The sequence below is a fragment of the Mucilaginibacter sp. BGA-UO-ETr-C110 genome, assembly GCF_059567985.1.
In genome coordinates, this window is record NZ_JCAQPB010000001.1 from 92430 (window position 1) to 106146 (window position 13717).

10 protein-coding genes are annotated in these 13717 nt (G+C 42.4%); 6 read left to right on the top strand and 4 right to left on the bottom strand.

Translation table 11 applies throughout. From position 1 onward, the window contains the following. Nucleotides 1–132: 132 nt before the first annotated feature. The 6 genes from AC57BQ_RS00395 (at nt 133) to AC57BQ_RS00420 (ending at nt 8883) form a co-directional block, all read left to right on the top strand. On the top strand, nt 133–717 hold the full coding sequence (locus tag AC57BQ_RS00395; RefSeq protein ID WP_496404417.1) for a phosphonate degradation HD-domain oxygenase: 585 nt from the start codon (nt 133–135) through the stop codon (nt 715–717). Between the two features lie 180 nt (nt 718–897). Further along, a complete protein-coding gene (locus tag AC57BQ_RS00400; RefSeq protein ID WP_496404418.1) occupies nt 898–4215 on the top strand; it encodes a SusC/RagA family TonB-linked outer membrane protein in 3318 nt (1105 codons plus the stop codon). A 17-nt stretch (nt 4216–4232) separates the two neighbouring features. Beyond that, nucleotides 4233–5837, top strand: a complete 1605-nt coding sequence (locus tag AC57BQ_RS00405) for a SusD/RagB family nutrient-binding outer membrane lipoprotein (RefSeq protein ID WP_496404419.1) — start codon at nt 4233–4235, stop codon at nt 5835–5837. A gap of 76 nt (nt 5838–5913) precedes the next feature. Beyond that, a complete protein-coding gene (locus AC57BQ_RS00410; protein ID WP_496404420.1) occupies nt 5914–7008 on the top strand; it encodes an alkaline phosphatase family protein in 1095 nt (364 codons plus the stop codon). Between the two features lie 26 nt (nt 7009–7034). After that, nucleotides 7035–7853: a glycerophosphodiester phosphodiesterase family protein gene (locus AC57BQ_RS00415; RefSeq protein WP_496404421.1), complete on the top strand. Its 819-nt coding sequence runs from the start codon at nt 7035–7037 to the stop codon at nt 7851–7853. A gap of 181 nt (nt 7854–8034) precedes the next feature. Continuing rightward, entirely contained in the window at nt 8035–8883 is an 849-nt protein-coding gene (locus AC57BQ_RS00420) for a metallophosphoesterase family protein (protein ID WP_496404422.1), read from the top strand. Between the two features lie 44 nt (nt 8884–8927). Here AC57BQ_RS00420 and AC57BQ_RS00425 read toward each other — a convergent pair whose 3' ends face one another. The 4 genes from AC57BQ_RS00425 to AC57BQ_RS00440 all read right to left on the bottom strand — a co-directional run bounded on the left by AC57BQ_RS00425 (nt 8928) and on the right by AC57BQ_RS00440 (nt 13613). Next, nucleotides 8928–9899, bottom strand: coding sequence for a Gfo/Idh/MocA family protein (locus AC57BQ_RS00425; RefSeq protein ID WP_496404423.1), 972 nt, complete (start codon nt 9897–9899; stop codon nt 8928–8930). 105 nt (nt 9900–10004) lie between these two features. Further along, nucleotides 10005–11063 (bottom strand): hypothetical protein, encoded by a 1059-nt coding sequence (locus AC57BQ_RS00430; RefSeq protein WP_496404424.1) that lies wholly within the window; start codon nt 11061–11063, stop codon nt 10005–10007. Nucleotides 11064–11135: 72 nt separating this feature from the next. After that, nucleotides 11136–12719 carry an N-acyl-D-amino-acid deacylase family protein gene (locus AC57BQ_RS00435; protein ID WP_496404425.1) on the bottom strand — a complete coding sequence of 528 codons (1584 nt, stop codon included), beginning with the start codon at nt 12717–12719 and terminating at the stop codon, nt 11136–11138. A 6-nt stretch (nt 12720–12725) separates the two neighbouring features. Beyond that, complete coding sequence (locus tag AC57BQ_RS00440) at nt 12726–13613, bottom strand: class I SAM-dependent methyltransferase (RefSeq protein WP_090462720.1); 888 nt, start codon at nt 13611–13613, stop codon at nt 12726–12728. Nucleotides 13614–13717 lie beyond the last annotated feature (104 nt).

Below are 13717 nucleotides of genomic sequence, written 5' to 3' on the forward strand. Positions count from 1 at the left end.
AAACACCTAATAATGATAGTAATGACTTAATAACGTTTAAACAACTATTAATATTAAGTATAAATGATATTTTACAAACATTTAATATTTTCATAATGTGGATACCCTTTATTTGCAGAAAATAAACTGACCATGGCTTTTTCTCAATATGATCCGCAGGCTGTTGTAAAGGAAGTGTTTTCACTTTATGTGAAATTCGGTGACGAAGATTATATAGGCGAACCGGTTTCGCAACTGGAGCACATGTCGCAAGCCGCTGCTTTGGCCCAGGCCGAAGGTTTTGATGACGAGGTCGTACTGGCGGCTTTTTTCCATGATATTGGTCATTTATGCGCTGATGCCGAGGAGGCAGGAAGCATGGACGGCATGGGTAACATTGACCATGAAAAGCTGGGTGCCGATTATTTATTGGAACGTGGTTTTTCTGAAAGGGTGGCCAACCTGGTGCAAGGCCATGTGATAGCGAAGCGATATCTTACTTATAAATACCCAGAGTATTACAACCGGTTGTCTGACGCGAGCAAGGCTACACTGGAGTTTCAGGGAGGTGTGATGACCGAAGAAGAGGCTACGGATTTTGAGTCGAACCCTGATGCTGAGCTAATTGTAAGATTACGCTACTGGGATGACATGGCTAAAGAGATGAACCAACCCGTAAATAACCTCGATTATTTAAAATCTATAGCGCTAACCCATTTGCAACTGGTAAACAGTTGATATTCCCATATTAAGTTTTTGTAAGATATATGTAATTGAGTTGTTACAAAAACTGCCTGCTTAACACAGGGTGAACATAAGATTAAGTATAGCTTAATACTAAATTGGTTTACTAATAATAAACAAAGTTTAGTATTGCTGCATGAGAAAATCAATCCTTTCACCTTTAAATTTTAGCAGATGAACAAGTTTTACCAGAGACTAAAAAACCTTATCACGGTTTTATTATTTTGTATAACGCCATCTATTTTATTTGGACAAACCAAAATAAGCGGTACAGTTACCGACGAAAACCATTTGCCGCTTCCAGGAGTAAGTGTGAGAATTAAAGATCAAACAAAAGGTACTGTTACCGATGTGGATGGTCATTACTTTCTGACAGCCTCCAACGGTCAAACACTCATTTTTACATTTATAGGCTATACCCCGCAATCTGTAGTAGTGAGCGACAAGGCCATTATCAATGTAAGTATGAATGGTAATAGCCGAACCCTTAATGAGGTTGTTGTAACCGCTCTTGGTGTTAAAAAGGAGACCCGTCGTATTGGTTACGCCCTGCAGGCGGTTAACGGTGCCGATGTAACTACCGCGCGTGACCCTAACCCTATTACCGGTTTAACAGGTAAAGTGGCTGGTTTATCAGTAGGCCCATCGGCAGAGTTATTGGGTAACCCTTCGGTATTAATAAGGGGTAACTCGGTAACACTATATGTAGTTGACGGTTTCCCGATCAATACAGATACTTACAATATCAGCCCTGATGATATTGAAACCTATACCGTATTGAAAGGCCCTGCTGCTGCCGCGTTATATGGTAGCCGGGCACAAAATGGCGCTATCCTGATCACCACTAAAAAAGGTGAAAAGAACAAAAAAGGATTAACAGTTGATATTAACAGCAGTACAGTGATGAATACCGGTTTCCTGGCATTCCCACGTACACAAAGCTCATTTGGTCCGGGCGAAAACACTTTTTATACATTCGTTGATGGTAAAGGTGGCGCACCAGGTGGTGTGGATAGTGACTACGACGTTTGGGGCCCTTATTTTGCCGGTCAGTTAATACCACAGTATGACAGTCCTGTTGTTAATGGCGTACGCCAGGGAACTCCATGGGTTGCACGTGGTAAAGATAACCTGAAAAACTTTTTGAAAACCGGTTATCAAACCAACAACAATATTTCATTAGGTGCGGTTGGTGATACGTATGTTACCCGTTTTTCGGTTTCACAACAGCATCAAACCAGCTACATCCCCTCACAATACCTGGATATAGCCAATGCTAACTTTTATGCTTCATTTACGCCAACCAGCCGTTGGAAATTTGAAGCTAACGTTGATTTCAACAGACAGTCAACTGATAATTTCCCTGACGTACAATATGGTCCGAACAGTATTATTTACAATATAGCTGTATGGACTGGCGCCGACTGGAACATTAACGCACCTGATATCAAAGCCATCTGGCAACCTGGTAAAGAAGGTGTTCAATCGGTATTTGCCGAGTACACCCGTTACCATAACCCTTATTTGTTAACCGAAAAATGGACAAGGGGACATTATAAAAATGATATTTACGGTTATGTATCCGGTAACTTTAAGATCAATGATAACCTGAACGCTACTTTACGTTCGCAGATTGATACCTATAACATCTTACGTACAGAAGATTTGCCTTTCTCGGCTCACCCTTATGGCCGTGAAGGTAACCAGGGCGATTACCGCGAAGATCGCCGTAACCTGTTTGATAACAACACAGAGTTAATGTTAAACTATAACTACACCATCCAAAAATTCCTGAACTTATCGGGTGTAGTAGGTTCAAACTTGCGTAGTTTTAATTATAACTCCAGCTGGACATCAACCGATTATTTGAACGTACCTGAGGTTTATGCCTTCAGTAACTCAAAAAACGCGGTACAGTCAACCAGCTTTAGTTCACAGGAGCGTGTGCTGAGTGGTTATTACTCTTTAGATGCTACTTTTGGTAAATATGCTACTTTATCAAGCACGGGTCGTGTTGATAAATCATCAGCTTTCCAAAACGTAACTACTTATTATTATCCAAGCTTATCGGCAGCCACGGTGATCTCTGATTACATTAAACTGCCAGAAGTTATTTCTTTCTTAAAAGCAAGAGCATCATATTCAACCGTTAAGGCCGATGCTTCGAGCTCAACTATTGGTCCCGCGCCTTTTAACTCTATTTCGGTATACGGGGGCTCAACTACTACTAACAGCCCTAACGCTAATCCCTTATTCTTAAATCCGCTGGGTTATGGCAGTACTTATAACTCACCCTACAACGGACCGAGCTATCAGCTTAATCCGTTTTATTTAACCAGCAAGCCATACAACAGCCAGCCGGCAGCTTCGGCATCTGACTTCCTGTACCAGAATGGTATCAAAACGTCAACCCGTGTTAACTACGAAGAGGGTTTTGATATTAAATTCTTACAAAATCGTTTAGGCCTTTCTGCTACTGCCTTCCAATACATTGATGGTCCGCAGATATTAGCTAACAGTATTTCAACTGCTACCGGTTACACCACTTTATATCTGAATGCCTTAAAAACCAGGAAAACCGGCTATGAAGCTTCGATAGAAGGTACACCGATCAGAAACTTAGGCGGCTTTAGTTGGAATGTTTTGGTTAACGTATCAACCTTTAAAGATGTATACGAACAATTGCCACCGGATAAAACCAGTCCTACCGGATATCAGACTACTTACAACCAGTTCTTTAAACAAGGCGACCGTACCGATAAGTTATATGGTACTGCCTTCGCAAGAACCCCACAAGGCCAGATCATAAATGATGCTGCTGGTAAACCTTTGGTGTTACCTGTTGCACAATATCTTGGTAACGAAAATGCTAAATACCAATGGAGTGTTGCCAACAAATTCCGTTATAAAAACTTTAATCTGGGTTTCCAGTTTGACGGATCTGTTGGTGGTGTAATTATTGATTACATGCACAACAAAACCATGCGTGGTGGTGCCAATATTGAAACAGCTACCGGAGCCCTTGGTGATGCCCGCTATAAAGATTGGCAAAACTTTGGTAAAGCAGGTTACAATGGCAGCTACGTGGGCGAAGGTGTAACCGTATCAAACGGAACATCTATCAACTATGACCCGGTAACCGGTAAAATAATAAACTACGCCGCGTTGCAATATTCACCTAATAAGCAAACCGCTTTGGTACAGGATTACGTGAGTAAATACTACAACGTTGATGAGTCAAACCTCATGAGCAAAACATTCTCCAAACTGCGCGAGGTAACACTGGGTTATGATTTCCCGAAAGCATGGCTTGATAAATCGTTCATCAGAAAAGCATCCCTATCGGTATATGGCCGTAACTTATTGTACTTCTATGGTGACAAACGCTTTAAGGATGTGGATTTAGATCAATATAACTATGCTACCTCAAGCACTGTTTTACAGTCGCCAACCGTACGTAGCTATGGTGTCAACTTAAATGTATCATTCTAATTACAAATCAAATGATTATGAAAAAGATATTTATCAATTACTTACTGCCGGTATTTATGGTATTGGCAGTAACGGGCTGTAAAAAGAGCTTTGAAGATTTGACCAAGAATAACAATGTGCCCAGCACAGTGCCTGCATCGCTGTTATTTAATGGTATATTAAACAAAATGGCCGATCTGCCGCAAAGCAGCGACGAGATATATTGCCAGTATTACATCTATAACTACGATTATTATGGCAATAACCGGTATGATGGCTTTGCCAGCGGCGGCGATAACTACTATAATTCCTTAAAAAACGTGTTAGTTATGGAGAAACAAGCTGCCGCTTCTGGTGGCGCTGCGGTTAACCCATATGAAGCATTAGGGAAGTTTTTCAGGGCCTATTTCTTCAGTAAAATGAGTTTGGAAGAAGGCGATATCCCAATGACCGACGCGTTAAAAGGTCTGGATAATCTTACACCAACTTATGACACTCAAAAAGCAGTAATGACTCAGGCACTGGCCTGGTTAGAGAGTGCTAACGCTGATTTGGCTCAGTTGATCAAAGATCCAACGGTAGGTGGTACAGGTGTTGGCGCAACGCTTTCAAATGATATTTATTTGGGTAACGATTTGACTAAATGGCAAAAAACGGTTAACACTTTTAGGATAAGGTTGCTGCTTGCTCTAAGCAAAAAAACTGCGGATATTGATGTTAAAACTCAGTTTGCCAATATCATTGCTAATCCAACGCAGTATCCTTTAATGACCAGCAATGATGATAACCTGCAATACAAATTTGTAGCGCCAAGTAACTACTATCCTCAAAACCCCGATAATTTTGGACAAAACGGGTCAAGACAAAATATGTCTGCAACTTATGTTGGCTTACTTACCCAGTTTAACGACCCTAGGGTATTTGTAACTGCCGAGCCTTCGCGTTATAGTGTAGATACCTTGAAAAAAAGCCCAACTGATTTTGCCGCATTTATTGGTGCCGATCCGGGTCTTGATCTTGGTGTGATGTACAATAATGCTACATTGCAGCGTTACTCGTTCCTGAACCGTAAGCACTTCTATTCAACTTATACTGGTGAACCGAGTATACAGATAGGTTACCCGGAACTGATGTTTAATATTGCCGAAGGTATTAACCTGGGTTGGGCATCGGGCAATGCCGAAACTTATTATGTTAACGGGATACAGGCATCATTCCAGTATTATGCCATCCCAACAGGTACCGGCATATTTTCTGCTTACTTTTATCGTCCGGGTGCCACAAAAGGCCCTGCAGATCAGTCGAGCTATGATACTTACCCTATCACGGTAAACTGGACTAATTATTACGCTCAGGCCGCGGTTAAATACGCGGGTGGAGCAACAGGCCTTAAACAAATATTACAGCAAAAGTACCTGGCTTTATTCCGTCATTCAGGTTTGGAGTCATACTTTACTTATCGCCGTACTGGTGTGCCAACGTTTACTACCGGCCCAGGTACTGGTAATGGTACGCGTATACCACTACGTTTTGAATATCCAACGTCAGAAAGAACCGTTAATGCAACTAATTACAATAAAGCATTAAGCAACCAATATGGAGGTATCGATGATATCAACGCTACAATGTGGATATTAAAATAAACCATGAGCATTAAATAATTAATAACAAAGGCCTTCCGGTATATCGGGAGGCCTTTGTTGAATAAAATAAAAATCTATGAAAAGAATAATTTTAACATTGCTACTTGCCGGATCACTCTCGGCATTATTTGCGCAACCACATAAAACAGAAAATGTGATCATGGTAACCATTGATGGTTTACGCTGGCAGGAGGTTTTTCGTGGAGCGGATTCGGCCCTGATCAATTCAAACGAAACTAACGAAAAAGATGCGGTTCGTAAAAACTTCTGGACACCAAACACAGGCGACCGTCGCAAACTGCTGATGCCATTTTTCTGGTCGACTGTTGTACAGCAAGGCCAGTTATATGGTAACCGTGATATAGGCAGCAAAGATGAGGTAGCTAACCCGTACCATTTTTCGTATCCCGGCTATAACGAAATATTTACCGGTTTCCCGGATCCCCGGATGAATACTAACGAAGGTATCACCAACCCGAATATGAATGTGCTGGAATTTTTAAATAAACAAAAAGGCTTTCAGCATAAGGTTGCCGCTTTTTCGTCATGGGAACGTTTTACGCAGATATTGAATACCCAACGCTCTGGCATCCTGAATAATTCGGGTTATATGCCTTTAAACGTTCCGGGTATAAATGACCGTTTAAAGCATCTGAACGAAATGCTGGATGAAGTTCCCCATTTTCTTGGCGATTCAACCCGGATAGATTTTTTAACTTTTGAGTTTGCTAAAACTTATATGCAACAGTTTAAGCCGCGTGCCTTATACGTTGCTTTTGATGAACCGGATGATCTGGCACACGCTGGCAATTACAAGTTTTATCTCGACCGTACCCGCCAGGAGGACGATTATATAAAACAGTTATGGCAATATGTGCAAACCGATCCGGCGTATAAAAATAAAACGACGTTAATCATCACCTGTGATCATGGCAGGGGAGATGTGCCTTTAACCAAATGGCGCGATCATGGTAAAGAAACTCCGCGTTCTGAACAAACCTGGTTTGTGGTTTTAGGTCCGGATACGCCTGCCGGTGGCGAAATGAAATTACCCGCAACAACTTATCATAAACAACTGGCTCAAACTATAGCAAAATTGCTGGGCTTTGATTTTAAAGCATCGGCCGGTCACGAGGTTGGTGATGCTGTAGAGAGCGTTTTTGGTAAGTAATCATTCATCATCAACCATAAAAACAAATGCGCTTAGCTATATTAACAACGGCCTTACTTTTATTAGCGGCAAGTGATAACTGGCAGCCTAATCCTGCACCGGTATCAAAACACAAATTCATAGTTGCCGCACACCGAGGTGATCATGTAATATTTCCGGAAAACACATTGGCGGCCTACCGGGAAGCTATCAAAAACGAAGCGGATTATGTAGAAATAGATCTGCGAACAACCAAAGATGGCGAATTGGTAAGCATGCATGATGGCAGCGTTAACCGGATGACCAACGGACAGGGGCAGGTTAAAGGCCTGACTCTGGCGGAGCTTGAACTGCTTAACGTGAAAAGCAAGGACACTACATCAACAGAGACCTACCGTATCCCCACATTTAAGCAGATATTACAGTTGTGCAAAAATAAGATCAATATCTACCTTGATTTTAAAGCTGCCGACGCGGCCGTTGCCTATCAAATGATCAAGCAATATGGTATGGAAAAACATGTGCTGGTGTATGTCAACAGTGCCCCACAGTTTACCGGCTGGCGCAAAGCCGCTCCAAAAATGCCCTTGATGCTGAGTTTGCCCGATAGTGTTAAAACAGTTGCCGCGATGGATGGTTTTATCACGAAATATCTGCCTGATATATTAGATGGCAGCTATAAACAGTACAGCTTGGAGATGGTGAAATTGGCGGAAGAGAAACACATTCCCGTATGGCCCGATATTCAAAGTGCAGGAGAAGGTCCGGCAGATTGGGATAAAGCGTTGGCCATTGGGCTATTTGGTTTGCAAACCGACCACCCTGCCGCACTGGTGAAATATTTAAAAGGGAAGGGTTTGAGGTAGATGGTAAAAAATAAATTTGTCATTCTGAGCGGAGCGAAGAATCTATTCTCAGCTATACATGTCGAACAATAGATCCTTCGCTCCGCTCAGGATGACAATATTTTGAGATTTTTATTCTACTCACTCGCCATCCTTAATTCTAACTTAACACCTATACCGTATTTTTACTAAAAAAACAAACATGAGCACCCGCAGAGATTTTATTGGTACCGGACTGGCCGGTATAGCAGCCTTAACCTTACTGCCTGCTGTTAATACTTTTGCAACCGTTAATAACGAATACAACCGCCAAAATAAAGGCAGGCTTAAACTGCGCTTTGCCCTGGCATCTGATATTCATTATGGACAGCCAGATACCGATTATGCGTTGAACACCGGTAATATGGTTAAATGGATCAATGCCGACCATGCCAAAAATCACCTGGATATGGTGATCGTTAATGGTGACCTGGTTCATAACCGCCCGGATCTGCTGCCCGAGATAAAAACTCAATACCTCGATAAGTTTAATATGCCTTACCATACCATTCCGGGTAATCATGATTTTGCTGATGCCGCCCTGTGGCAAAAGAACTTTGGTTATGAGGATAAGTATACTGTAGAGTTTGGCGATATCGCTTTTGTATTGGCCAATACTGCCGATACCAAAGGCACTTACGTTTGTCCGGATAATGTCTTTATCAAAGCTTCATTGGAGAAATTCAAGGACAAGAAGATTGTGTTTGTGATACTGCACATCGCCCCGTTCAAATGGCAAAAAGATGATTTTTTTGTGGATTGCCCCGAAACGATGGAACTGCTGCATGGTTATCCGAACGTAAAGGCTACTTTTCACGGGCATGATCATTTGCTTGATGGCATTCGTTACACGGGCGACAAATTCCCGCACTTTTTTGATTCGCACATTGGGGGTAACTGGGGTACCGATTATAAAGGATACCGCATAGTGGAGGTTGACAATGAAAACGCTATCTATACTTATCAGGTAAATGCCAGCCAAAACCCGGTTTTGAATTCCAATAAATTGTAGAAAGAGGTTTTTGTAGAGACGCATAATTGCGTCTCCGAATAAGATTATTTCTCAGATGGGAACTTTAACCCAATTTGCACGCGGGCCTTGTCTATCAGGTGTATCATTTGTTTTGACATTTGATGACTGATGACAGGGCTTTCTGTTTTGCCCGCCTTGATCAGGTCGAAAAAATGGGCTATCTCATAATTAAGACCGCCAGCGATAAAGGGTTCGTTTAATTCAACAATCCGACCATCCAGGTAATCAATAGTAGCACGGGCAGGGTTCCACCAGTTTTTATGAATTGTAATATGGCCCAGCGGCCCGGCAATCAGCGCGTCGCCTTTGCCATGCAGGTCAAACCCGGCATATAACTGCGAATAGCCACCGGCGTGTTGCGTTTGAAATATAGTGAACATATCAACTCCGGTGCTCCCAAATCGTCCCATAGCTTGTACATCCTGCAGGTCGCCAAGCCAGTCTATCGCCAAAAAAGCTTCATATATACCTATCTGCATCAGTCCTCCGCCGGCAAGTTCCAGACTGAAATTAGGATGATCGATAGAAAGATCGGCAACCGATGACCCTGCACGCACATAACCCGCCGGGCCGATTGGATCCTGGGTAAGATGTTCTTTTAAACGCAGATATAAAGGGTAGAAAGCCGGTTTCATGCCTTCCATAAAAAGCAAATTACATTCTTTGGCTACAGTGAGTACCTGCTCCAACTCCGTCAAATTAACGGTAACCGGTTTTTCGCAAAGCACGTGTTTCCCTGCTTTTAATGCGGCTATGCTATAGGCTGCATGGCTATCGGGCAAGGTGGCAATATAAACCGCGTTGATATCACTGGCCAATAGTTCATCAACACTGGCGCTGGCAATGCCCCCATATTGCTCCACAAAGGCATCAACGGTTGAAGGTGTTCTTGACCAGGAAGCTACCAGCCGGGTATCTACTACCTCCTGAAGGCCTTGCATAAACCGGTGAGCAATACGCCCGCAACCTATTATTCCCCATTTTGTCATAGTCATAAATTCTGAGTCCGAAGTCAAAAGTCTAAAATAAAAAAGTCTTAAGTCAATTAATATAAATATTAATTGACTTAAGACTTCGAACTTAAGACTTACAACTTAAACCTATTGGTACTGGATGTAAATAGGATATGGTTTGTATCTTGATAAAACCTCCTCAGGTGTTAACATATGGTGAGGCGCTTTTTTGATATCGTTTTTGTAGAACAATTTAAAGCCTGTAAACTGTACCGGCTCCTGGTTAATAAAGTAACGGTAAGTGCCGGTTTTCAGATCGGGTTCGCCCCATCCGTCCATATCCATCACCAATTGAACTTCTTTGTGCAATTTGATGTTTTTATAGTTGGTTACCATTTTTTTGGTAAAGCGGTGTACTACCAGGATTTTTGGAGGCAGGTTGTTCTTTTTAACGATGCCCGCTAAATAACCAGAAACATAGTTGATATCGGCAGCATCATAAGTGCCAATTTTTTTGCCTGGATGGGTACCGTCTTTCATTGAAAATTCAGGATCCATACCAAAATGAACCTGCGGCATGGCTAAATATTTTTCAAACAGTGGTAATTCGGCTTGTATATTACTTAATGCTACCTGTACATCTAAAAATACAATGGCATGTGCTTTTTTTGCCAGTACCAAAACGCTGTCGATTTGCTTAAATGGCATGCGGTAACGGAACTTGCCGTCTTTACCGCCATCGCCCTGAGCTACTACGGCAATATAATGCAGGGCTGGTTGTACCGGTGTTTTTGGATCAGCTTTTTCCCACTGTTTTACTTCACCTTTTAATTTGGCCAGCATTTCATTAGGAGGCAATTCGCCTAGGATACCCATTTTTTTGGAGTAAAGGTTACCATAAAAAGCTACCACACGCTTAAACGGCAAAATAGCTCCGTTTAATGGATAAGGCGTGTTTTTAACAGGCCATCTACCGGTGGTATCGCCATGGGCGTTGAATTTTAGCAGGGAATCATAAAGCTTTTTATCCAATGGAGGATAGTTTGATTTTACCACGCTCAGCGTGTCTTCCGTTTCGCCTTTGGCCGAATCTGCCTTGGTTGATTGTTTAGCGCCCGGCTTGCTGGTATTGCCGCTTTGTTTGCAATTGGTTAGCAGGGTAATTGTTAATAAAAGCGCCGAGGCGTAAAGGAAAAAATGTTTCATTATTTATAAAGGTGAGATTTTTGTGTGTTTGATATGCCGGAATTTAAACTCATTTAACTGGTTAACTACTAATTATTTCTGTTGATATCCGGGACCGTGCAAAATAACACCTTTTCTGGTGCCTATGTGTTTAAAATTATCAACAGTTATGTTTCCATTCACTAAAACATACTTAAAACCAGTTGAATAGGCGTGGGGATGTTCAAACGTTGATTGGTCTTTAACCGTACCGGCGTCAAAGATAACAATATCTGCAAACATGCCGGGCTGTAATAAACCACGATTGGTTAAATGAAATTTTTGTGCGGGCAACGAGGTCATTTTACGTATAGCATCCTCCAAACGGATCACATTTTTTTCGCGTACATAATAAGCCAGCACCCGTGCATTGCTACCGTAACCGCGTGGATGCGGTACGCCCGAACCAAATAAACGGATACCCGAATCCGATGCCACCATAGTTAGCGGATAACGAAGTATGTTTTCAACATCGGCTTCATTTAAACCATGAAATACCATGGATGCACTGCCAATTTTGGTGATATCTAAAATGGTTTCAATTTCATCGGGTATGGTTGAAGGCCGGCCTTTGGCGATATTGATCTGCATGATGTTTTTGCCGTTGATGGAGGGATCACCATCGCAATGAGCAACTACAGCGTAATCAAAATGTTCGCGGGTGCGCCTTTTCATATCCACTATCATTTCCGCTACCACCTTTTGATGTATCAGTGGATTATTCAATCGTTTTAATACCGAATCATGTCCGCCATCCTGCAGCCAATCGGGCAGTAATACGTTCAGCGTGGTACTGCTGGCGGTGTAGGGATATTGATCAACCGTTACATCCAAACCTTCTTTACGTGCTTTTTCGACCATGGCGATCATCTCGGTCGAACGGTTCCAGTTGGGCAGGCCCACTTTAAAGTGGGAGATCTCTACTGGCATATTGGCCTGCCGTCCAATATCAATAGCTTCGGCTATGGCATCAAATATTTTGTCCGACTCATTACGCATGTGCGAGGTGTACACGCCGTGGTATTTGGCTGCAGCTTTTGCCAGGGCAATAACCTCGGGTGTTTTGGAATATAAGCCTGGTGTATAAATTAAACCGGTAGAAAAACCAACGGCACCGTCGCGCATAGCCTGCTCCACGATGGCCTGCATTTTTTGCAGCTGGGCATCGTTGGGTGTTACGGCAGCTTTACCTAAAATGGCCTCGCGTACGTCGTTATGACCAATCAGGGAGGCCACATTGATCGATAGTTTTAAACTATCTAAAAATTTAAAATATTTGGCGATGTTAATATTGGAGGTGCCACAGTTACCTGTGATTACGGTGGTTACCCCATCGTGAATAAAATTATCGGCGGTAGGGGTTTTCTTTTCGTCGCCTTCAATATGGGTATGTACATCAATAAAGCCAGGAGCGATGATGAGCCCGGAGGCATCGATGGTTTTATCGGCTTTGCTTTTAGACAGATCGCCAATGCTTACGATTTTATCTTTAGTAATACCCACATCCCCATAAAACCAGGGATTACCGGCGCCGTCGATTATTTTTCCGTTTTTTAGGATGATGTCAAAATGCTGCTGAGCAAAACAACCTGTGGATATCAAAATCAGGCATATCGTATACAGCTGTTTTCTGATCATCGTAAGCTACGAACGTGTTTTAAAGAATTTTCCAAAAACGCCAAGTGGTAGTTTTGAACCTGCAGTGGCTTGCAGATAAAGTTCGCCAATTTCCAGGTTTTGTACTTTAGGGAACGCGCTTTTGATCAGATTTTCGATAATTACCGATGAAAAGCCCAATGAGTAAGTATTCAGGATCAGGAAGTGTTCTTCAGGATCAAGCAGTTGTATCACATCGGCCATCATCTCGTTGATGTTGTCCTCCAGTTTCCATTTTTCGCCATTGGGGCCATTGCCGTATGCCGGAGGATCCAGAATAATACCGTTATATTTTTTACCACGTTTCAATTCGCGTTTCACAAATTTCAAAGCGTCTTCAACTACCCACCGGATATTGTTCAGACCCGAGATCTCCTGGTTTTCATTGGCCCAGGTAACTACTTGTTTGATAGAATCCACATGCGTAGTATCTGCGCCAGCTGCCTGCGCAATTAATGATGCGCCGCCGGTATAGGCAAACAGATTAAGCACCTTGGGCTGTGGTGTTTTAAACTTTTTGATGTTTTGGGTGATGTAGTCCCAGTTTACAGCCTGCTCCGGAAAAATACCCAGGTGTTTAAATGAGGTTAAACCCAAACGGAATTTGATGGCTGCGTCTTTATTTTTATATTCAATATGCCAGCGGTCGGGTGTTTTGGGATCTTTCTTTACCCAGTCGCCCGCGGTTGCCGAACGGCCTTTAAATTTGATGTGGTGTAAGCGCTGCCACTCAGAAGCGGGCAGTTGTTTGCTCCAAACCGCCTGTGGTTCGGGGCGTATCAGTACAATATTCCCAAAGCGTTCCAGCTTTTCAAAGTCGCCGCAATCAATCAGCTCGTAATCTTTCCAGTGCGTTGGGGTTAATAGTTGGATCATCTTTTGAAGGGTATCAAGTTTTGGTATCAAGTATCAAGAATAACTGTGTCTTTGATACGGCTGCAAATTTAATATTTTTTTCAGGATTGAATAGCTTGCTATTA